Source organism: Solimicrobium silvestre, assembly GCF_002976435.1.
GTDB lineage: Bacteria > Pseudomonadota > Gammaproteobacteria > Burkholderiales > Burkholderiaceae_D > Solimicrobium > Solimicrobium silvestre.
The window spans coordinates 57,980-81,095 of sequence record NZ_PUGF01000007.1 but is presented as its reverse complement, the minus strand read 5'-3'; the positions used below and the strand labels follow the sequence as shown (position 1 = coordinate 81,095).

The 23,116-nt window shown below is 49.0% G+C and carries 19 protein-coding genes; 1 reads left to right on the top strand and 18 read right to left on the bottom strand.

All coding sequences use genetic code 11. The features are described 5' to 3' along the window. Window position 1: 1 nt before the first annotated feature. The 18 genes from S2091_RS09045 to S2091_RS08950 form a co-directional block, all read right to left on the bottom strand. On the bottom strand, window positions 2–1,033 hold the full coding sequence (locus tag S2091_RS09045; protein ID WP_243405367.1) for a TatD family hydrolase: 1,032 nt from the start codon (window positions 1,031–1,033) through the stop codon (window positions 2–4). Then, window positions 1,030–1,944 carry an EboA domain-containing protein gene (locus tag S2091_RS09040; RefSeq protein ID WP_105531481.1) on the bottom strand — a complete coding sequence of 305 codons (915 nt, stop codon included), beginning with the start codon at window positions 1,942–1,944 and terminating at the stop codon, window positions 1,030–1,032. The genes S2091_RS09045 and S2091_RS09040 overlap by 4 nt, the downstream gene beginning before the upstream one ends. Beyond that, window positions 1,941–2,861 (bottom strand): UbiA family prenyltransferase, encoded by a 921-nt coding sequence (locus tag S2091_RS09035; protein WP_105531480.1) that lies wholly within the window; start codon window positions 2,859–2,861, stop codon window positions 1,941–1,943. Before S2091_RS09035 ends, S2091_RS09040 begins: the two co-directional genes overlap by 4 nt. Continuing rightward, on the bottom strand, window positions 2,858–4,072 hold the full coding sequence (gene eboE / locus S2091_RS09030; protein WP_105531479.1) for a metabolite traffic protein EboE: 1,215 nt from the start codon (window positions 4,070–4,072) through the stop codon (window positions 2,858–2,860). The genes S2091_RS09035 and eboE overlap by 4 nt, the downstream gene beginning before the upstream one ends. Next, complete coding sequence (locus tag S2091_RS09025) at window positions 4,063–5,262, bottom strand: 3-dehydroquinate synthase (RefSeq protein ID WP_105531478.1); 1,200 nt, start codon at window positions 5,260–5,262, stop codon at window positions 4,063–4,065. The genes eboE and S2091_RS09025 overlap by 10 nt, the downstream gene beginning before the upstream one ends. A 7-nt stretch (window positions 5,263–5,269) precedes the next feature. Further along, a complete protein-coding gene (locus S2091_RS09020; protein WP_105531477.1) occupies window positions 5,270–6,376 on the bottom strand; it encodes a ferritin-like domain-containing protein in 1,107 nt (368 codons plus the stop codon). A 9-nt stretch (window positions 6,377–6,385) separates the two neighbouring features. Then, a complete protein-coding gene (locus tag S2091_RS09015) occupies window positions 6,386–8,323 on the bottom strand; it encodes a hypothetical protein (protein ID WP_133166885.1) in 1,938 nt (645 codons plus the stop codon). A gap of 34 nt (window positions 8,324–8,357) precedes the next feature. After that, window positions 8,358–9,395: a ferritin-like domain-containing protein gene (locus S2091_RS09010; RefSeq protein WP_105531475.1), complete on the bottom strand. Its 1,038-nt coding sequence runs from the start codon at window positions 9,393–9,395 to the stop codon at window positions 8,358–8,360. Then, window positions 9,392–11,371 carry a hypothetical protein gene (locus tag S2091_RS09005; RefSeq protein ID WP_105531474.1) on the bottom strand — a complete coding sequence of 660 codons (1,980 nt, stop codon included), beginning with the start codon at window positions 11,369–11,371 and terminating at the stop codon, window positions 9,392–9,394. The genes S2091_RS09010 and S2091_RS09005 overlap by 4 nt, the downstream gene beginning before the upstream one ends. Window positions 11,372–11,381: 10 nt before the next feature. Next, window positions 11,382–12,362, bottom strand: coding sequence for a hypothetical protein (locus S2091_RS09000; protein WP_105531473.1), 981 nt, complete (start codon window positions 12,360–12,362; stop codon window positions 11,382–11,384). A 340-nt stretch (window positions 12,363–12,702) separates the two neighbouring features. Continuing rightward, window positions 12,703–13,362, bottom strand: coding sequence for a cupin domain-containing protein (locus tag S2091_RS08995; protein ID WP_105531472.1), 660 nt, complete (start codon window positions 13,360–13,362; stop codon window positions 12,703–12,705). A 92-nt stretch (window positions 13,363–13,454) separates the two neighbouring features. Then, window positions 13,455–15,290 carry an outer membrane protein assembly factor BamB family protein gene (locus S2091_RS08990; protein WP_165794956.1) on the bottom strand — a complete coding sequence of 612 codons (1,836 nt, stop codon included), beginning with the start codon at window positions 15,288–15,290 and terminating at the stop codon, window positions 13,455–13,457. 148 nt (window positions 15,291–15,438) lie between these two features. Further along, window positions 15,439–15,735 (bottom strand): hypothetical protein, encoded by a 297-nt coding sequence (locus S2091_RS08985; protein WP_207769669.1) that lies wholly within the window; start codon window positions 15,733–15,735, stop codon window positions 15,439–15,441. A 145-nt stretch (window positions 15,736–15,880) separates the two neighbouring features. Continuing rightward, the gene (locus S2091_RS08980) at window positions 15,881–16,162 is read right to left on the bottom strand and encodes a hypothetical protein (protein ID WP_105531470.1); all 282 of its coding nucleotides are present in this window, start codon (window positions 16,160–16,162) and stop codon (window positions 15,881–15,883) included. A gap of 795 nt (window positions 16,163–16,957) precedes the next feature. After that, window positions 16,958–18,124, bottom strand: coding sequence for a TDT family transporter (locus S2091_RS08975; RefSeq protein WP_105531469.1), 1,167 nt, complete (start codon window positions 18,122–18,124; stop codon window positions 16,958–16,960). 675 nt (window positions 18,125–18,799) lie between these two features. Further along, entirely contained in the window at window positions 18,800–19,780 is a 981-nt protein-coding gene (locus S2091_RS08960; RefSeq protein ID WP_105531466.1) for a malate dehydrogenase, read from the bottom strand. A gap of 53 nt (window positions 19,781–19,833) precedes the next feature. Further along, complete coding sequence (locus tag S2091_RS08955) at window positions 19,834–20,832, bottom strand: YncE family protein (RefSeq protein WP_105531465.1); 999 nt, start codon at window positions 20,830–20,832, stop codon at window positions 19,834–19,836. A gap of 96 nt (window positions 20,833–20,928) precedes the next feature. Then, window positions 20,929–21,933: a YeiH family protein gene (locus S2091_RS08950; protein WP_105531464.1), complete on the bottom strand. Its 1,005-nt coding sequence runs from the start codon at window positions 21,931–21,933 to the stop codon at window positions 20,929–20,931. A 104-nt stretch (window positions 21,934–22,037) separates the two neighbouring features. Here S2091_RS08950 and S2091_RS08945 point away from each other — a divergent pair, with 104 nt between their 5' ends. Then, on the top strand, window positions 22,038–22,931 hold the full coding sequence (locus S2091_RS08945) for a LysR family transcriptional regulator (protein ID WP_105531463.1): 894 nt from the start codon (window positions 22,038–22,040) through the stop codon (window positions 22,929–22,931). Window positions 22,932–23,116 lie beyond the last annotated feature (185 nt).

The window sequence follows — 23,116 nt, the reverse complement described above, 5'->3', positions numbered from 1 at the left end:
GCTAGACGATAATGTCGCGGTTGGATTCATCAACACGCGGTTCTTGTCCGCGCAACACCGAATTGCCGTCGTATAAATGACGCTGGTCGATGGTGGCTGGCGTAGTCCAGTGCGATTCGCGCATTTCACCATTTAAGCCATACACCGCCAGAGCGTTTTGATAAACCACTTGGTGAATGGCCGCGGCGGATATGCCATGGTCGGCCATGACGCGGGCCGATTTTGGCACGGCCAGCGGATCGGACACGCCCCAGTCGCAGGCTGAGTTAACAATCAGCCGTTCCGGCCCATATTGCGCTACCAGTTTAGCCAGCCGTTCATTACCCATTTTGGTGGAAGGATAAATCGTAAACGCGCACCAGTAACCGCGATCCAATACCTCGGCCACGGTTTCTTCATTATTGTGGTCAATCACGCAGCGCGCAGGATCAAAGCCGCACTCTTCCAATACGTCCATGCTGTATTGCGTGCCGCGTTTTTTATCGCGGTGCGGCGTATGTACCATGATCGGGAGTTCAAATTCCTTGGCCATGGCAATTTGGGCGCGGAAAGCGTGGTCTTCCAGCGGCGTCCGTTCGTCATAGCCGATTTCACCCAGAGCCACTACGCCTTCTTTGCAGAGAAAGCGCGGCAAAATAGCCAGTACTTCTTCTGCCAGGGCCGGATTATTGGCTTCCTTGGGATTCAAGCCGATGCAGCAATAGTGGCGAATCCCGAATTGACCGGCACGAAAACGCTCGAAACCGCTAATGGTCGAAAAATAATCGATAAAACTGCCCACATTGGTACGTAGCTGACCAAGCCAGAAAGCCGGTTCAATCACGGCCACAATACCGGCTCTGGCCATTGCTTCGTAATCGTCGGTAGTGCGGGCGATCATGTGGGCATGGGGGTCGATGAGCATATTACTGCCATGCATAGGCAGTTTTGCCGGAGCATTAAATTGTCCGGCTTGGCTGAGAATTTGTTCCAGCATTTCAGCGCTGAGAGTGCCGTTACAACATGGGCAGGTGATGTCGTTGATTTTTGTCATAGTGTCTCTAATTGTGCGGGGTTGAGGGTATTCCACTGAAATGCGAGTGCTTTTTCTGATAAATCTTGCTGTATGCAGCGTTGATGTAAAACCTGTAGCTCCTTAGTTTGCGGTGATGTTGCGTCGCAGAGTGACCAATACACGGCAATGCGTTCCGGCTCGCTGCCTGATGACATCACCCGGTCGAGCGCGGCAAGCCCTGTGCTGTCGGCATGAGGTGCAACGCAGCGCCATAATTCAGGATTAATGGCGCGGCCAGCGGCCCATCTTTCGTGCGCCAGATCCACTAGAATCCGAGCCAGTTCCGGGTTGGCGCGTTGTTCGAGCCCCTGAATCGGCCAAAGCGCTGAATCCATAAAAAAGCATTTGACGATCATCTGGTTCCAGGCTGCCTGATCAAATATGTCAGCAGGGTAGGGATTGCGATGTGCCATGGCTTCAAAGATCGGTCGCATGGAAGAACGTATGGCTTCGCGGGCGCGTGGTTCAAGTTCGGCGCTGGCTGGGTAGAGTGCAAAACCGCGATATAAAGCGATCAGTTCGTTGATCTCGGCGCTGTCGGCGATGCGGTTCAGGCGTGCGCTAAATTCGTCGGGCTGGTGTACAAAACTGGTCAGCAGAAAAGCGACTCTGACGGCCTGATCGACGCTCCAGTAAGTCGGGTCAAATCCGCGCCGCAGTTTAGCTGCTTCCTGCTCGTTAAAGAGCAATGAAGATTTGCCCACATAACGTGCTGCCAGTCCCAGTGCCTTGAAGAGCTTGGCTTCGTTTGCTTCATTGTGTAATTGCGCCAATTGACTGACAAACCATGCATTGGCAGCGTCATCCAATTGCTGATGCAACGTTGTGCTGAGCCAGTCTAAAGACCGATTGATGCGATTGATTTCGCTATGTTCAATGTGTGAATTCATGTGCCTGCAATCACTGTTTGTAATAGTCGTGTCAGTACGTAGGCGGCCAGGCAAAATAAAATGGCTGAAATTGACGCGCCCATGCTGTAGACGGCCAGTGCGTCCAATATGGAAGTGGTTGCAATGAGTTGGGTCACAGCGGCGGGAACGGCCCTTAACTGCGCTGGCCGTAGCAGGTGGCGTAAGGCTAGCGCGTTGGAGGTAATGAGTGCGGCTACCAAACCGAGCCCGATAAACATGTTATGTCCGGCAAAGTCGTTTTGCGGCGAGAGCACGGTAAAGGCGTAATACAGTACCGGCAATGCCAGAACCATGAGCGGCCAGAGTTGCCCCAGTTGGTTGTGCGCCTCTTGTTTTGCCGCATACGTCAGACCGACAATGTGTGAAAAGAGGGCAACTGCACCAAGCAGCAAAGGTAGGCCGAATTGGCCGCCGTTAGCGCAACTGGCGGCGGCAAAATACACCAGCATCCGGCACACGCCCATCAGTAATGGGCTAGCCGGATTGCCCTTGTGCCAGATGTTGTACAGCACAATAACAAAGGCCAGCGAGACACCGCACACTAATGAGGTATTGCCATACCGCGCCAGTAAAAAAACACCGATGCCAAGCAAAAAATAACCGATCGTAAAGACGTAGAAGCGGCTGATTTCACCGGACGGAATTGGGCGGCGAATGCGGTTTTTGGCATCGAAGCCGGCATCGAAGGCATCGTTCAAATACATGCCGGCGACATAAAATGCCGTGAGCGCCAGCATGACCCAAAACAGTTTAAGGTTCGCCGTGGCTTCGTTAAGGGTTGCGCCGGATAGCATGGTTCCGGCTAAGGCATTGCTCCAGATGGTCGGCAAATTGGAGACGCGCCCCAAGCGTAAAAATACCGACGGTTGAATGATCTTGATGTGGGATGGTGTCATAAAGCGATCTCTTTCATGATAAAGGCTATTTCACGGGCAATGGCGGTGGCTTTTGATTCGGTTTTAAATGCAGCGGGCAATACGTCCCAGGTATAGGTTTCTATTTCTAAATGGGCAGAAAACGTATTGCTGCGTAGTGCCTGCAACACGGCCAGCAGTTCGGCCTGGGTAGATTCAAACAAATCCAGTTGCGACAAAAATACCGGCACATGGCAATGAATACGCCATTCGCCGTCGGCCGTTCCCTGTTCAAAGGCGCTTAAGGCTTCCGGTAGATCGGTGAAGCGCTGTAGTTTCCCTTGTTGGGACACAACCACCTGATGCAAATAAACGCCATCGTTAAAGCGCATCACAGCAGGGTGTAACTCGGCCAGCATTTGAGGAATACGCAAGGCGCACGATAGTTGAATTTTGGGTATGCCGATGCCAGCCGCTTGCAGGCTTTGCAGCGCGTCCACCGGGTTTTCAAATTCAACTGCCGCATGGCAGACGTCGTAACAAACGCCAATGTGCCGTCTGAGCAGCGCTTCGGCGTCACTGCGATTGACGCCAATGAGTTTCGCAAACGTGCTGACTGCTTCCGGAGAGAACAGGAAGTTCTGAAAAAAGTGGATTGTTTCTGCGACCGTTTCCAGCATGCAGCATGGTTCCGGTTCCAATGCCAGTGCAATCAGCTTGCCGCTGCCGCGTTCCAGCTTAACGAGGCCAGCTGCCACTTCGATCAGGTGATGTGCGATATGCAGGTTGTTTTCGACGTGCCAGGGCTGGGACTTGAATGCTCCTGGCACGGTGGAAATGCTGCCGGACACACCGTCCGGCAAGAGCTGTGCCAAAATCTGCGCGCACTGCAAGGTATAGGTTTGCCGTTTTGTGGTGAGCCAATCCGGTTGATATACCAGCTGTTTGATTGGTGCAGTATGAAACCCGCCGTAAGGAAACGCGTTAATGCTGGGCACATAGGCATTCAACCTGCTCAATTGCGATTTCAGCTCTTCTAAATGTTCTGGTTGGCTTAATTCGTTGGCGGCAATGGCTGATAAACGCAGGCCCAGCGCAAATGGCTCAATCAGCGTTGAGCTTGACTTCAACTCCTGTTTGATTAAAGGCAGGTGCTCATCCAGACTGGCGCTAATCTCTCCCCAGTTTTCTGCCGCGTGAATATTGGTGCAATACATTAAATGCGGTGCCGCAGGCAGGTGGTTTAATTGCATGCCAAGTCCTGTAAATCGGTGATCGCCTGCGCAATAAGCGCATGATCCATGGTGGACACTTCGATTCCAGCACCAATCGCCGCGAGCAAGGTAATTGATAATTCGCCACCCAAATGTTCCTGGAAGTCAGTCAGGCCGCGCAACACTTCATAGTCGCCATTGGCTTGCCGTTCGAGCAGGCAAGGGTGCCAAAGCGTAAACCCAAGTTGCTTGAGCAAGTTATAAATGCGCTGATCTTCTTCTACGGTTAGCAGGCCGCGTAAATAGGAGTAGCGCGTATCCAGCGCAATGCCAATCGCGACCGCTTCGCCATGCGAAAGGGCATGTTTGCTGAGTCGTTCCATCTTGTGTGCCGCCCAATGCCCAAAGTCGAGAGGTCGGGCTGAACCCATTTCAAACGGATCGCCGCCATGGGCAATTTGCCGCATATGCAGCATGGCGGAATGGGAAATAAGGGAATCCAGCGCGGTGGAATCAAATGCCGCTAATAACGCCACATTGTTTTCCAACCATTCAAAAAAATCCCGGTCGCGGATCAAACCGACTTTGACTGCTTCTGCCATTCCCGCTATTTTTTCACGCTCTGGCAGGGCATCAATCAGGCTGCCGTCGTTAATGACGGCCCAAGGTGGAGCAAAGCAACCCAGTAAATTCTTTTTACCTTCCCAGTTAACGGCATTTTTTACACCGACACCGCTATCGGCCTGGGCCAGAACCGTGCTGGGCAGGCGGATGTGACGTACTCCGCGATGGAAAATAGCCGCCGCATAGCCGACCGCATCCAGTACCGCACCGCCGCCGATGGCAATGGTATAGGAATGACGATCGATGGCGCGGGTACTCAGTGCCTCAAGCAGCGTGGGAATAGTGGTGTCATCGTTCTTGCATGACTCCCCGCCTGGCACCAGAACTATGTCGCCGACGATCTCAATGACGTCGGCATGCATTGCGGCATACGCATGGATTTGTGCGATGAGTTGCGGAGAGGCGTTGAGCACACCGCTATCAATGAATATTGCCACGCGATGGCGCGTGTTTTTTTCCCGCAGGCACAACACTTTTTTTAAATGCAGGTTGGTCGGTGAAAAAATATTCCGAGTAGAGATCACCGGAAATGCATAGTTAATCTGGAAGCGTTGTTGCTGCCATTCGGAGATTACGGTAGGGGAAGAAAGAGTGGCTGAATGCATGGCGCTCCTAAGCAAGGTTGGTTGTTTTGGTTAACATAAAAGGAGGTGCGGCGATGATTTCCGGTTTCAGTGGGTCGGCCGGATGCTGTACTACTTTTTGCGCCGCTAGCTTCAATTCGTACATGACGCCCATCGCAGCTCTGAGTGCTTCGGGGTGTCCGTTGAAGACTAGATTAAGTGACGTTAACAAGCGTTGATACGTGCCATAAAATTGGTTGGCTGCGACGCCTGCGCCGGAATCTTTGGGGTAATCGGAGAGTGCCGCATTTGGCAGAAAAGAATACACATTTGCGCTATCGAGTGGTACGTTTTCGCCGCTGTACGACCAGCCGGAAGGGGCGAAGGGATCACGAATTAAGCGTTGTTCATGAAAGATTTCACCAAATTTAAAGTAGTGTGCATAGGAGCTGTCGGTCGGGTCAACTGGTGAAAAATCGCCCCGGAACGGCATGCCTTCACCCTGCACCATAATAGTTTCCAGCACCTTGGTCGCGGTGCTGAGGTCATGCACTTTGCCGCTTGGGTTTGCCGCACGCAGTCCGGGAAACCATAGGCTGACATTTACTTGCTGTTCCAGACGTGGTTTGGCAAAACAATGGCCTCCCTGTCTTTCCAGATGAGCCAGACCCTGGAGGATGGCGTGATAAAAATTACCGATGGAAGCGAATTCGCCCGGTATTTTTGGCGGTGGTGCGGGGGTGGTTTCACCGGGCAGTATTTCTTGTGAATCCGGTTTTTCAATCGCCATAAATACCTGTTGTACTTGACTTGGGCTAACGGCGGCAAGCGACACAATTAATCCATCATCAACGGATAACGGCAAGGGGCCCGGATACTGCAATTCCATGCCGAGCGCCAGTAAATCTGGATTGCCGCCAATCGCTATCAAGGTGTTGGCCGCCAAGGTCATGTGCAGCATTTCTTCTACAACGATGGATTGCAACAGACTGGCAATTTGCTGGTTACTGCCGTTTTTGAGTGAGAACAAGGCAGTTAAATAAGGTGGAATGGTTGCCAGTTCCAATTGCACCGCATAGGTCAGCGCACGATGTATGTCGCTAAGTTGTTCGGTTTTTTGTAGTTCTTGAATGTATTTTTGATTTAAAACTTGCATGGAATTCCCTTAGTTGTTTGGTCCGCGTGATTTGCCAGGAAGATTCGGGCAGGTGGCAGCGCTTTGTTGATGTGCTTGCGCCAAGCCACCGCCACCACGTGTGGGGCAACGTTTTCCAAACATGTCCATAGCATTTTTTGGCATGCCCTGGCTGTCTATAATCTGCTGGAAATAGCGGATCAACATGGTGCGCTTGGCGCTGGAAAGGTCACGCGTAACCGGCATCTGATCTGGGTCGTCGATGTGTTTATCAAACACAAAATGCAGGATGAAGGCGTTGGCATCAGCCTGTTCTTTTTTAGAAAAATCGAGCAGACCCTGGCTCATGATCGGGTAGAGGTTGGCGTATTGCTTGAGAATGGGATATATATCTTCCCAAGTAGGGGAAGGGCAGGGCGCAATTTTAGTAAACACAACGGCCGCTAATTTGTCATAAGTCTGCTGTAAGGCAGGGTCATTGCCGGCAAAGTTATAGCTAATGGTATAGAGCTGGCCGTCGATATATTCACGCGGTGTTTGCATTTCTTCCGGGCCATGCAACTGCACCTGAACTTTGCCCTCTGCATCGGTAACAGGGCGGGCGGGCGAGAACCGAATGGCATTGTCCGGGACATTATTTACTGGCAATAGAGCCTTGGGCGTGGTGCCGGGCGGCGCTGAAACAGGCGTGTTGGCGTAATCCAGCGCCGGGCCGGAAACCCAGAACCCTAGTGCGGCATTGGGCATGGGAATGCCATAACAGGCGGCATAAAAAGTGCTTTGAGCGTGGTTTTTATGCGGGTCATTCGGGTCAAGTCGAAACGCAAAAGTGTCGGCTCGAACTTCCAGCCCGAGCAGGTTTTCACGTACGGAAACCAGCATTTTTCCATTCGCATCGGGGGCAGACAATATCGCTAAAGGATGGTTGTGCAAGTCCTCGTTGATGCTGGTTGGCAGTGGCACGGATTGAATACCGCCTTGCTGTAGTTGTAATTCCTGCGACTGATCCACCGCCGCCAGAGCAATATAATCTTCTGCATTAATTACGTCGTCCTGCGCGGTCAGCGGGTTTTTAAGTAATGCAAACTGCATTGGCCCCAAGTCTTGGACGACATAGCCTTTTGCCAGCGGTAAGGCATTGCTCAGGTCAACATGCAGACTGCTGTTAGTTGAATCAATCTGAGCGGAAAAACAGCCTATGCCATTACTGCTGACCAAATCCATCGCGGCGTTTTGCGTGGTGGGGGTAAAGCGCCGCCCTAAAATAAACGAACGTGGCTGGCTTGCTTTTGCAGCGCCAATAACGCCTAGCACTGTTCCATAACCGAACAGCGGCGCTTTGGCATTCATGTTGTAACCATAGGTGGTTAAACGTATGGAAAGCATGTCTTGCTCGGTGGCGGCAATCAGTTGGTCAAAGAATGGGCTTTGGATGCCGTCCAGATTCCAGATGACATTGGTTAGTACGGATTGGAACATGGCTGAAGCGCCCATGTCGCCTGCGCTATTGGCTCGGGTAAACCAAAGATCGCGAAATGGATTGCTGGCGTAATCGGCACTCATAATGACGTGCCCGTTGGCGTTGATTAACGTCACGCCTAACCCATACAGGCAGGATGCATTTTGCCAGTCTGGGTCAAGATCAACCAATTTTCCAGATGCTCGTCCCATTGCATTGCCAACGGTCAAACCAATGGCAGGGTCTTGGGATGCCTTGGTTTGAGTTTGCCCTGCTTGGGTTGAAATACTTTGCGTTGCGCATTCATGAAAGCGAAAAATTCCAGTTCCTACCGGATTCCACCAGCCGTTGAACGTCGTGCCGCCACTGGCGCTGTTGCTCTGAAATTCCTGAAAAGAAGAGTCAAAGTGATCAATGTCGAAATGGCGCGGATCATTATTTACTGTGGATACATCGGCTTGGAATAGCCCGGAAAAAGCTAATCGGGGGAACTGGAGATAACTCATCATTCATCCTGAAAAAAAGGTTGAGAAGCCTGCGCGTTTAGACTTTCCGGTATTCGTAACTCGGCCCGACCATGTGGCTGGAACCAGGCGCTATCGGCGTTTGCATTAAGGCCACCGATTCAATCCGTAAGCTGTACATCACGCCGATTGCGGTATCGAGCAGGTCGGGCTGGCCGTTAAAGCACAGATGCAGGGTGTTCAGCAGCGTGTTATAGGTGGTGTTGAATTGCGTAAGCCGGGTGGAAGCCTGACTGCCAGGAGGGAAATCGGCGATTTTGCAATTGGGCTTGAGGTTGTAGACTTCATTGTCGTCAAAAGGAATTGGTGCACCTCGGTAGGCATAACCCTCCGGCGTTTGAATCATGCGATGACCAGCTGCGATTTCGCCAAATTTGTAGTAATGGGCTGGGTCGCTCGCGCCTTGGTAAGGGAGGCTGCTGGTACCTTCACCCTGCACAATGATGATTTCAATTGCTTTGTTTGCCGAGCGGACATCGGTAATGGGGAATAACTGATCGGCAGGAAACCATTTCCCACGCAAGACCTGATCCTTTAAATTTGGGACGAATATGCCATCGCCCATTTCCCTGATCTTTTTTTGCAGTGCGGCGTAAAACGCACCAATGGTGGCGTAATCCTGCTGGGCTGCCGTCATTAGTTTTGGATCTTTGACGGGAATCGGGTTCTCGGGCTCTTCAATTACCATGAAGGTGTTTTTGACCAGGCTTTTTGAGAAGGCTTCAATGCCAACCGTAAAGCCGACACCGCCGATATGCATCGGCAACGGCCCGGGGTAGTCGGGAGCAAATCCCCGTGTATTGATACGTGGCGTACCGCCAATGGCGATCAAAATATTGCAGGCAATGCACATGTGCAGCATTTCCTGTCCCATAATGCCGCGGATTAAGGTCGCAATTTCGTCATTCTTGCCTTGTTTGAGCGACAAAACAGCGGTCAGATAAGGCGGAATGGTCGAGTGTTCCAGTTCAATGGCATTTTGTAGGGATTGAAATAAATCGTCTGGAGTGGTCGCCGATTCAATGGCTTCTACAAAGCGTTTATCGAGCTTGATCATGGTTGGCTCCCTTTGTTTGATTGATTGGCGATGTGAGCCAGTACCACGGCGGTTTTCCCTGCGGTTTGCAAAGCTTCTAAATGCAATGGCACAGGTTGCGCAATGGGTTTGCCGCTGCTTGGCGTGGTCGCTACTTTGACTGCTTGAACACCTTTGAGTGGTTTTCCATCTGGCCCCGGATGACGTAGCCAATGCAAAATCATATTGCGTTTGCCTTCGGACAAATCACGTGTTACCGGCATGTGATTTGGATTGTTCATGGGCAGCGCGAATGCCATGTCTAGAATGCGTACATTCTGTACCACCGATTCATATTCCCCCAGGTAGATCAAATGCCGGCTCATGATCGGGTAAAGATTGGCGTATTGTTTAAAAATCGGTTCAATGTCGGGATACCAGGCTGGATGTTCTGGCATCACGATTTTGTCAAATGCCAATACCGAAATCAGGTTCCAGATATTGCTGATGGTGTTGTCTGGCTGATTTTTAATCGCATAACCGATCCCGTATAACTGCCCGTCAATGTAGACACGGGGGTTGCCGGGACCTTCTGCAGGAGCCGTCAGTGTAAGTATGGTGCGGCCATGTTCATCGGTATTGAGTTGCGCCGGATAATTAAGTGAGCCGGTATTGATCACGGGTGTTTCTACTGGTGGATCAAGTGGCGCATCGCCGCCGCCGGTACCACCCATGAAGCCGGTGTTAACTGAGGTGACGATTGTTGTAGCCAATGGTTGTCCATAGCAGGAGCTATACATGGCAACATCGGCAGTTTCGCCGGGATTGAGGCGGTACACAAACTGATCGGCCCTTAAATAAAGACCTGCCAATGACTCTTGCACCAGCACCTTGTAGATAGGCGGAACGGTTTGCGCCGCTGTGGGGCTCACCAGTATTAATGGGTGGCTGTTGATGTTATCGGCAACCCAGGAATCAAGTTTGCTGTAATCCATATCAACGATGCCGGCATGTTGCTCATACCAGCTTTGGCCGCCTTGATAAGGTACTTCTCCTAATAGTGCAATTGAATTGCCATCAAGCGTAGTGAAGATTTCAGGCGCACCTGTTTTAGCATCGTTAGGTTGTTTGGCAATTGCCAGGAACACTTTTCCAATGTCTTCAAATGTACCGCTCGCACCTTCAATTGGCAGGCAGTTGCCAAAGTCGGCGCTGACGGTTTTTTGTTCCGCGTTCACCACACAGGTAAAGCAGGAGACGCCATTCGACGGCACCATTGGATCGGTGGGGGGAGCAGCGGCGATCATCTGGCGGCCCACGACAAACCGTTTTGGTTCCTGCTGATGGTAAGGGCCAATGCTGCCGACGACATGCCCATAGGTATAGCGATTAATATTCTGGTCACGACCGAAGCCATAGACATTCATATTGATGGACAGGTAGCCTTGCTCGGTGGCCTTGCGCAGACTTTCTAGCAGACGCGAATCGCTATTGCCATGCCACACCACATTGCTCAGAACCGATTGATAAATGGCGGCTAACTGCTGATCATGCGGGGCAGTGGCGACCTGTTGACGCTGCCATAAATTAGTGAAGGCTGCCGGTTCATATTCGCCTTCAAATAACGCGCGTTGCGCGGCATCGGATAGTCTTACCTGCATCCCCCAAATGGTGGAAACCATTTGCTGCTGCGGATCAAGGTCGACTAATTTACCGGAAACACGTTGGTCGGCATTTCCCAGCGCCATGCCAATGGCAGGGTCATCTGTTGGCGAAATAAATTGGCGGTTTCCTAGGCGGCCACCGGTAATTTTGCAGTCGACCAATCTGAATGTGCCCGTTCCATCTGGGTTCCATGCACCATTGGGCGGCGTATCTGAATACGGAATGGGTGCTATTTTTTGATAACTTTCCTGGAAAGCGTCTACGTCAAAATACCGTACGTCGTTATTAACTGTAGAAACATCGGCTTGGAAAAAGCCGGAAAAATTCAAACGCGGTGTGTCAAGATAACTCATGATTTTCCCTTTATTGTTGAATATTGTTCCATTGAGCAGCTACGGGTTGTACTTCTGACTCTTTTTCTTTTACAGGGCAATCACCTGTAAATAAACAACACCAAACAGGCACCGGTGGACACATTAGTGGTACCTGATCCCACGTGTAGATCGGATTAGGCTTTTCCATGCGGAAATTGCGATAGTTTTGGCTGACGATGGGGGCATCCGGTGGATCAAGCGGATAGCCGGCAAAGAAGAACGATTGCGGGTGGCGATAAGGCGGGGCAGTTTTATCCACTATGTCGGGACGCGGAAGTTTTTCAAAGGCATAACCAAACAGAATTTTCTGGAGGCTCATTAGTCGCGAATAGGCATCAATGCTGCCGTCCAGATGGCTGCTTTGCTCTGCGTTATAAGGCAGGTGCTTGATAAAGTCGCGTTCTGGCGGATGATTTTGCAGAGAAAACTGGCAGCAGGCCGGAGTGCCAGGTGGACGGTCGGCATAACGTAAAAAATAAGCCTTGTTGCCGAGTGAAACAAAGGAGCAACTGTATTTATTACTCGATGGAAAAATCGGCAAGCAGCGCTTTTCGTAATGCTCCATCATCGCGCCATGCCCGTCGCCATCCTTGGGTGTATACGTCGAATCGTAATAACTGGCGCCATACGAAACCTCGTAGTCCGACGTGCTTAAACCTTTCGGCGGAGAGCTATAAGGGGGAGGGAATTTATCTTCATTGTTGAAGACCCGGTACATAGTCCATTCGCTCGTCCAAAAGGCTGGAAATGCCGGATCAACCGGCTCGCCCGGTTTGCGTGGAAACACGCAGCGGTGTGGTGGTTCGCAGTTTTTTTCATTGTGTACGCCGCCGGTGGCATAGACGTGGCGGCTCGCTGCATCTTCGTCGATCGGTTCAGCTTGGGCGCAGGCATAAAAAAGACTAACCAAGATCATGGCTGCAATGCTTGCCATGACACGTGCGCTATAAAAAAATGGCGGTGCTTTCATAGAGATATCCCTTAATCCATATAAAACGGGTTAAAAAGTGACACCAGTTACAGCAGGCAGCGGTTTGATTTGGTTACGGCAAGAATTGCAGAGCTAATTTTGAATCTGCGAAATGGTGCTAAAACAATTGATGATGGTGATAATGTGCGGCAGAAGCGTTGCGCTAAGGACACTTTTTGTTGCTTAAGAAATATTGTTTTTGTGTGGTACATGTGAAATTTAGTAGTGGGATACCTTAATGTCAAGATATATATTTTTAAGTATCTATGTGGGTATCATTGATCGCGATGTATCAGCTATTGGTCAACTATTCGTCAATACGGTGGAGCATCCACCGCTCTCAGGAGTCCATCAAATGCCCCACTTTTACCAAAATCAAGCAACCCGATTCCGAATACGGTTGATGTGCGCTTAAGTGCGGGCTGCGGATCCAGGTGCCGGTCGGGTAACTACCGTATTCATCTTGGAAAGTGCCTTCTAGCACCAGAATTTCTTCTCCGCCATAGTGCTGGTGTTTACTGAAATAAGTGCCGGGAGCCCAACGCACCAGCGCAGTATGGCTAGTCCCGAATTGATCCAGCGCCGCCACTTTCAGGCCTTTCACCATGCCGGGATGCCATTGCTGGTTCGCCGGACGTACCACCACGCGTTCCAGATCATCGTCATCCAGATGGCGCAATTTCACAAACAGTACGCAGCCATCGGTGCTTTTGGGCGTATGCACTGAACCTGGCGGATTTTTGATGTAAGTGCCAGTCGGATAACTGCCATGCTCATCTTCAAACATTCCTTCCAGTACCACCACTTCTTCACCCTGCGGATGCGCATGCGGGGTAAACACAGCGCCAGCTTCATAGCGGACTATGCTGGTTGCCTTTGCTTGTTCAGCTCCGTCGCGCGCTAGCAAACGTCGCTCTATACCTGGCACCGGACTGGCTACCCACGGTAATTGTTCTGAATAAAGCACTACGCGCTTGCTTTGGTCTGCATTGAGTTTCATATAGCTCTATTTCAACAATGGCTTCAACGCCGTTACTATGCCGGGGAACAGCAAAGCGCCATTCCCCGTCCCGTCAAATCGGCATTACAACATTAATGGCCGAGTCGATAAGCGATCATGCCGCCGGATGGATTGTTTTGCGCTCCATAAGGAACAAAAACCATACCGTTGCTAATCAAGGTTCCGCCGTTCATGCTGGCGTGATGCGGCTTGCCCAGACCGAGGTTGAACAACGCATTAAGATCTTGCGTCTGATCCGTGTACAACTGCGAACCATCCAGCGTGCTCACGACAAACAACTGGCCCGATGAGGTGGTGATATACAGCAAGCCATTCGCCAACGACAGATGCCGCATGGTTGCACCAACTTTAAGCAACAAGTAGTCCCCAGTGCCTGCAACCTTCCAGACCGGATTGCCGGTTCCTGCATCCAGTGCATACACTTTGGTTTGCATACCGGTAATGGCTAGCCTGTCGTCGCGAACATCTTCTACGTCAGCCCAGAATGCTGGACTGAATGTGGCGAAGAAAGCATTCTTGTATTTGCTGGTGGGCGTATCGAAATTAGCGTCTGAAAAACCATCGTCAATCCCTTCAAAACCAGCCACATAGATAATGCCGTTGGCATAGGCTGAACCAGCTTGTATGCCGCCCAAACCAGTTGGTTTGCTGATCTGTTTTTGCCAGATAGTGGCTCCGGTAGCGCGGTCGACTACGCGGTACAAACCGCCTTTACTACCGGCTCCGACCAGATCGTGCATTTGGCCGTCAGCGGTACGGGCGGTAAACATGACCGGTGGCGACAATACGTCAGCGTCTCTCGGGCCATCGGTGCGTTCCGGTCCGGCGGAAACCGGATTATTGATATCGAACACGTCGCCTTTATGAAATTGACTGACCCATACGAATTTTCCGGTGCGGTAATCAATCGCATACAGACTATCGCTACGATCGATATAGCCGGCTGGCGCATGAGTTGCATCAGGGTAGCCCGGATACGGTGTAACGGTATTTTGACCTGTGCCGCCATAAATCAGATGCAGTTTATGATCCACTGCGAATCCTGATCCGGCCGAGACGCCAGCGCCGTAGCGTTTGCCGGTAGCTGGATTAATGTCGATAGTCGAGGTGCGCCAGGCTTCAAATGGGTGCGCCGGATCGGTAATATCCATGGCGACCACAAACCCGGCTTGTCCGCCTTGAATCAAGGCATCATTCAAAATAACGTTGACTTCGGTGACGAATAATTTACGCGCTCCGGTCGTCGACGGAACCGTAACAATTACCGGTTCGCCCAGATTCGACGCTAGCTGCTGATCAGGCACCAGCGCCAGCGGCTGAATGCCTGGCGTAGTCGGATCAAAATCCAGCTCGGCACCGCCGATCTGTCTGATCGCATGAATACGGCCGTTCAGTGAGCTATGAATCCAGATGATGCCGTCTGAAATGACCGGCGCAGCGTAGTACATTTCAGGCCCAATCGGCTGAGCTTGAAGTAGATAATCCGGATCAACCAGCGTTGTGGTCCAATGACGCGCCGGATCGGTAATTGTTCCGGTTTTTGCATCGCGTGCAAACATGGTGCCCAATACATCAATGTAGTAAATAGTGCCGTTACGAATGAGCGGCGGTGCAATCACGCCTACTACGGAAGCAGGAAATTTTAATCCCAGCGCACCCTCAAGAACAAAGCCGGTCGGTGGTGGGGTAGGGCGCCATTGCGAATCATTAAATGTAGACCACGCACGCTGCAGTTTCGGCGCAGTCTGACGAGAAATAAGAACCTCATCAGGGTTTGAATTTGTATTTGAGTAATCATGCGAATACAGTGGCCAGTCGCCATTACTTTGTGCCTGAGCAGTAGCCAGACCACATAATACGAACGCGGCACCAACGGCGCCGCGCTTTAAAATTGTTCTAAATTGCATGTTATTCCTAATTGTGAAGGGCTTACGCAGAGTGTCCCAGTTGGGCATGCTACCTGTATCAGTCAGGAGCATGCCGCTGGTGCAATGTTGCGTAAGTCCCTGAAATTACAAAGACACTGTTTAGCCTGTCAGACGATCAGTGGATTGATCAGTTGGATGTATAAATCCGAACTTCAGGAGCTGCTTTTAACAGTGGCTTCAGGCTTGCCACAACATCTTTGTTGAACAGGTCGCTGCTCAAATAAGCTTCTGCCTGTTGACGGCTGGCGAAACCGTGCAAGACTTGCACATCGTCATCGCGGATCAGCAGTTCTTTAGATTCTGCGCCTGAAATTTGAGTCAGGAACGGTTGCTTGTACTTGGCGTACACAGCACCGGCAGCGGCCCTGTCTTTAGGATCGACTTTAAGGGTAATTTCCAAATACGCTTTTTCGGCAAATGCCAGCGTAGGGGCTACGATGCTGGAGGCCAGCACAACAGCAAGCAATGATTTAGCTAGAATGCGGGAAGAATTTTTAATCATGATAAGTTCCAGGTTGGATAAAGATCGGAATAAAGGTAGAAATAAAGATCGGAATAGCGCTCGGCTATTACATTGTTTGATATATGCGCACGTCAGGCGCGCTTGTCAGCAAAGGTTTTAAGGCTGTCACAACATCGTTAGTGAACATGGTGCTGCCAAGGTAGGATTTGGCATTTTCATCTGAATCAAAACCATGCAAGACCTGTACATCTTCTTCTCTGATCAGCAGTTCTTTAGATAAGGCACCCTTAGCCTGAGTCAGAAAAGGTACTTTGAAACGTGTGTATATCGCCGCAGCCGCAGGGCGGTCTTGCGGTGCGACTTGAAGATTGATTTCTAAATAAACCATGATGATTTCCCAGTGATGTAGAGTAATAATGTCGTGCCAGCAGGTTGCTGACAGGAATCAAGCATACCGAGCTACTTGCCAATCCGGAAATTGTTTTTTAACATGTCATTCATTCAGAAAAACTATTAATAAACCAACATAAATAACGGACTTCGTTAGCAAAAAATATCTAATATTGATCAAAATGCCCTAAATAGGGCATATCCGACTGCACGTTAAGCGGAAAGAGTTTCACTGATTTTGATTTCAAACTGGAGATATCTGGTGAGGTTGAGCTAAAAATGCAGCTAAACCTCTGCTTGATAGCATTCTCTTTACTTGGGTTGTTCATATGGGATGTCGCTTGTTGGTATCACCAAAATAGTTTGGTTAAACGAGTGCGCGACTAGCAGTATTCGACTTTTCATCGTTTGGTGGAAGATGGAGTTTATTCATTGGATTGGGCTGGTGGTGATGTAATGCCGGATTATGTTGATTGAAAAATTGGTGTAATACGCTTTGAACTGCCCCCCAATAGTTGGACAGTGTAATGAAAATGAGAAAGTGGAATATGCATTTGGTTATCTTGGACTTACTATCGATGACCAGAGCAAGCCAGTGTTCTTGGATTCACTTGGGAATAAAGTGATTTGGCATTGCAGGGCGCATCGTTTATTTCATCGGATTTTCCGCCGAACCTGAACCTGGCCCACAATTTCAGGGCGTGGTGGAAGACGAGAGCAGGAATGGAAAAAGGGCTGCATTGCTTGAACTGCAGCCCTTTGTATTCTGTGCATTGCTTACATTTAAATTAGGTCACAGATTTACTTTCTGTTTTTCTGACTTACTGGGTAACTGCAACCCAGTCCCGTCGGAAATGCAGGGGGAAAAAAATACATTGCCATGATAGGCGCCGCGCAACGTGCTTCCCATTACTACATACCAGAAAAATATCAGCATTGATACGAATGCATATCCAAAGTAATACAACCATTGGATTCCCGTGCTGTCAGCCAGCGAAAGTGTGGCCAGAGAGTAGACGCCAATTGGGAATGTAAAGGCCCACCAGCCCATATTAAAAGGCAGGCCATCACGCAAATAACGCAACGTAGTGAGAATCGCGATTACCAACCACCAGAAGCCGTATCCTAATAATATGGTCGCACCAAGAATGCCAAATCCATGCGCGACGATGCCAACACTGATCAAATCAGGAGAAATGAGAATCCGTTGTGCCTGTGTACCTAACAGCAGTAATCCCAGTGCGCCCGTTCCGATTGGGCCAATTGATAACCAGCTTGATGCTGCCATATCTCGTCCAGGCAATTTATGAAGTACCATCCGCAAAAACAAGATCACCAGAACCGCCAATGCCGGCAATACCGAAAAGCCCCATAGTGAGTAGCTGATAAATAGAATTTGCGTTGCACTACTTCCAGCGTTCATATGAGAAATCAGCAGTCCTCCCGACGCCGCTGTCACCTCTGCCGCGACAATGGGTAGCAGCCAGACCGCGGTCATACTTTGCAGACTATGGTCGTGGCGTGTAAACATGAAAAATGGAATTAGCAGTCCACAAATTAGCGCCATGGCTGCATCCAACCACCATAAACTGAAGGCGATGCTTATTGCCCGTTCGCCAATTAGTGGAATACCAAATACCAAGAATCCATTTATTATTGTTGCAAGTCCCATCGGGATCGCCCCGAAAAACATGCACATGACGCTGTGATGGAAAATCCGTTTGGCACCATCGAAAAAAAATATCCACCGTGCGCAGTACATCGACACAAACAGGAGGAAGAGAGCGATATTAATTACCCAAAGGGTTGCACCAAGGTTCCACAGGATTGGCAGTAATTCAGATGTTCTTCCAAGGGCCAATGCCACAATGCCAGTTCCCATTGTCATGGTGAACCAATTTGGCGTGAATTGACGGATGAGCTCACGACGGTGTCCCAATTTGCTTAATGGTGGTTTCATGATATTTAAGTTCCTTTACGGGTTCCCTTTGGGAGTTGGGCGTTAAATGTTCTCAATGAAATTAGTAACCACCAAGGTTGTCCGCATGACTAAAGTCTTCTGAGACTCCAGCGTGCATGGCACGAAGAAGCCGTAGTGTGTACACCACGCTGAACGGCATCAGAACTGTTGTTGATAAAAATATCACTGATAAGGCAAGATGTATTGATATAGTATTCCATATATTTAATCTCGCGTTGGGCACTTTTGAGCATGACAACAGAAACGGAAGCACCGATGCATCAGCAGTATCAATTACGCTAACTATTGTGACAGATGAGGCGAAAAATCCGATAAAGGTTTTTCCGAAGGCAGGGCGAAATTAAGGCCATCGCACAGGTAATGATCGCGAACGTGGGCAATATTCAGATTAATGAACGTTGGCCGCAATTTGCCGTGCACCCTTCGGATTCGGATTCACGAGCGGCCATCTTCGTCATTGGGTCAGATAGAGTGAAAATATCGATCGTGCAGGCAATGCGGCACCCACGAATAGTGCAGGCAACAAGTAGAGGCGGATTGAAAAAATCGCAAGGAAATCCAGCTTCGTGGCATGTTCCAGAGTGCGATTAAGGAGAGCTGAACTTGGTTAGTTGCTACAACTAACCAACCAGCAGTTTACCAATTTCTTAGTGCTCACAACATTGACAAAATTAATTTTCTCTCGCCCATCAATTCGTCAACAGAGCTTTGCAATTTGCGTTTTGAAAATTCGTTAATTTCTAGATTGGCTACACGTTTAATCACACCGTTTTCGCAAATGGCTGGCACGCCAAAAAATATACCTTCTGGAACGCCATATGAGCCATCGGATGGCAATGCCATTGAGACCCATCTCCCATTGCTGCCCATCACCCAGTCCCGCATATGGTCGATGATGGCATTTGCGGCCGATGCTGCAGAAGAAACACCTCGCGCCTCAATTATCGCGGTGCCTCGTTGAGCAACGGTTGGAATGAATACTTCGGTGTTCCAATTTTCATCTTGCAAATTGTAGGCAAGTGGTTGGTCGCTATTTAAAGCAAATCGATAATCGGCATACATCGTTGGTGAATGGTTTCCCCAGACAATTAGTTGAGAAATTTGCGAAATTGGGCTTCCTATTTTTTTTGCCAGTATCGAAAGCGCGCGATTGTGATCAAGTCGAATCATTGCAGAAAAATTATTCCTATCCAAATCAGGCGCGCTTGTCATCGCAATTAAAGCGTTGGTGTTGGCTGGATTTCCGACCACCAGTATTTTTGCATCCCGCGCCACGCACTGATTCAATGCACTGCCTTGAATTTTAAAAATCTCGGCATTCGCCAGCAATAGATCTTTTCGCTCCATCCCCTTGCTACGAGGCCGTGCACCTACCATGATGACCATATTCGCGTCTTGAAATGCAACAGAAGGATCGTCCGTTACAATAATGTCTGACAGCAAGGGGAAAGCACAGTCTTCCAGCTCCATTACCACGCCTTTCAGCGCCTGTTGCGACGATGGGATTTCCAATAGCTGCAAAATAATGGGCTGATTTGTTCCAGTAATATCTCCCTTTGCGATTCTAAACAAAAGCGCATAGCCAATCTGCCCAGCCGCACCTGTCACTGCAATTCGAATTGGTTTCTTTTCCATTTTAATTTCCCTTTAGATTAGTTGAAGTTAGCGGATAAAATCAAATGATCCAACTAATGCGGCAGAATAACTTCTGCAATTTTGTTGTTGTCCAGATTGATAATAGCAACGCTTAAATCCTCATTCAGCACATAAGCTAATTTGCTATTGTGAGAAAAGACGATGGCTTGTCTTGGTTGCTTCAATCCATCAACCGATGCGACGACGTGTTCTGAAGGAAGCGAAATGACTGTCAAGCTGTTGTCGGCCAAATTGCCTGAGTAGAGGAATTTTCCATCTGGAGTTAATGCTGCGCCGTACGGATCTTTCCCGACTGGAATCATCGAAGTGATTTTGCGATCAGCGATATTTACGACTGCAATCATGTTTGATCCGCTATTTGCCGCATACAAGGTTTTACCGTCGTGCGAAATGGAGATGGCTCTAATTTTATTGAATCCTGCAATTTCACCGTCAATTTGATTTGTCTTGGTATTGACCAAAGTGATTTTATCGCCAAGAAAATTCGTCACAAAAAGGGTATCCCCATTTGGGTTAAGACGGACTCCTTGCCTTGGTTGGCTAAATCCGGGAATAACTGCAGTTGGCTGATTCGTATTTAGATTAAAGCTCGTTACAGTATTGGCAGCTTCATTATTGGCATATAGCGTTTTCCCATCGGCCGAAATGGTTGTGCCGAAAACACCCGGGCCAGCAGCAAATTGCCCAATTTCTTCAAGCGAAGTTGCGTCAATCTTTTTGATCACACCCAAACTACTATCAGAAACATAAAATGCTTTACCTGACGGATCAAAGACACTATTTCTAGGTGTAATGTACCCGCGCAAAATCTTGCGAACACTTTTTGATTTTAGATCATAGACAACGATTTCCTGACGCTCACTGTAAGAGGCAACAGCCATCGTTTCATCGGGGCTTACAGCTAACGAGTTATTGTGGATAGCGCCGTCAAAAGTCCATTTTTGATCTGCCGCGTTAGCGGAGGTCTGGATGTTCGCCACGGCGATACCGAAACTAAATAAAATTGTTGTTACGTATTTAATGTTAAGCATATTGATTGCTCCGTTAAAGTTCGCTTTTCGTCGTAAAAAATTTACTCTTTAGCTGCACTAATTTATGCAGACCCAGACCAAATTGAGAATAAAAAATCAGTAAATTCCTAGTAATCGAATCAAAATAAAACTAATCACAAATAGAATGAGAAGAGACAAAACTACCACGCTGGCCACTCTTGATCCTGCCCGCGCAACTGAACGTATATCAACTCCAAGTCCAAGAGCCGCCATTGACATGATTGTGAAAAAATTGCCCGTGGTATGTGCTGGATTGATTAGGGCCTCAGGCACCAATCCGAATGAACGGAACATCATCAATGCCAGGAAACCGACGATAAACCAGGGAACCATTTGTGACAGGGCTGGACGAGTCCCGTCTTCTTTCTTGCCGATTAACGATAGAATCAATACAACAGGCCCTAACATTAAAACCCGAACCAATTTGACCAAAGTCCCTATGTGACTGCTAATCAACGAGACTGAGCTAGTTGCCGCGAGGACTTGCGGTACGGCATAAACGGTTAACCCTGCGAAAATACCATATTGAAGTTGCGATAATGAGAGTAGCGGAATCATCAAAGGTAATATCAACACCACGACAACACCTAAAACAGCCGTAAATGCAATTGATGACGCGACATCGTTGCTATCGGCTTCAATAACTGGGGCAACAGCCGCAATCGCTGAGTTACCGCAAATGGAGTTGCCGCATGCAATCAATATCGCCATTTTTTTTGGTAGGCCAACTAATCTGCCAATCGTGTAACTTGCAGCGATTGCAATAGCTACTGTAGCGGCAATACCAAGAATCAGATTGGGACCATTTTCAAGTATTGACGATGCACTAACGGATACACCCAATAGAACGACTGCAATTTCCAGCAGCATCTTGGCGCTAAAATTGATGCCAGCATCGAACTGATGATCTAATTGATAAACGCTTCGAATAAAGCTGCCAAGTAATATTGCAATAACCAGACTCTCAAGCCAGGCGCGTTGAAAGAAGGAGGCCTCGAGATATTCGATGTAGTACGCGGACAGTGTTACCAGTGTGCATAGAATCAAACCTGGCACCAATTTTTTTGCTTTAGCCTTCATTTTTATATCTCAGTTAGGTTTCGATGAGAAATTATCTGAGTAATCAATTGTTAGGTCTATCTATCAATATATAATGATTCATTCAATTATATCGAACGATAGTCATGACATTAGATCAACTACGCATATTTATCCAGGTCGCAGAGCGTGAACATCTGACTCAGGCAGCAGATGTTTTGGCGCTGACCCCGTCAGCGGTAAGTTCATCCATTAAATCATTGGAGAATCAGTACGGAACCGTGCTCTTTAATCGGGTTGGCCGGCGAATTGAGCTAACTGAGGCAGGAAGAATTTTTCTAACTGAAGCCAAATCTACCCTCAATAGCGCCAGGGCAGCAGAACTGACATTAAAAGAATTAGGGAGCATGAAGAGAGGTACGCTAAACATTCATGCAAGCCAGACAATTGCGAGCTATTGGCTGCCACCTATTTTGGTTCGATTTCATCAAAAACACCCACAAATTAGTATTAATCTCATTGTCGGCAATACTCAACAAGTTGCCCAATCAGTGCACGATGGCACAGCCGATCTTGGATACGTTGAGGGCCGAGTCGATGACACTCTGTTAAACGTATGCACAGTGTATGAAGACCAGGTAGTCGTCGTAGTCGCTCCAGAACACCCCTGGGGGAACGGCGCGCTGATAAATCCGACAGAGCTCGTTAAGGCCGACTGGATTATGCGCGAGCCGGGTTCAGGAACGAGGGCTGTTCTGGAAAATATTCTGGCATTGGTCGGCGTCGAGATTTCAAATTTGAATGTCGCACTGACATTACCGTCAAATGAAGCTGTACGATCCGCTGTCATTTCGGGGCAGTTTGCAACGTTGGTTTCTAAGTTTGTGGTTGATGCCCACATCAAGGCGGGGTTATTACGAATAGTTAACATCGCATTGCCACATCGCGAATTTTATTCACTGACACACAAAGCGCGGTACAAGACAAAAGCAAGCCTGGCGTTTGAAGAAGTAGTCCGACTACAAGTAATAATGGAATAGACAATTAATCAGTGCTACGTTCGCAAATAAGCAATGCAGATCGGCAGATTTCTGGCAAAGGCCAGTTTTTGAGTGAAATTTAGAAGTATGCAGACGAAAAAAGCCTCGACGATTTCTCGTAAAGGCTTGATTTACAACTACCTAATTCTGTGGCTCCCCGACCTGGACTCGAACCAGGGACCTGC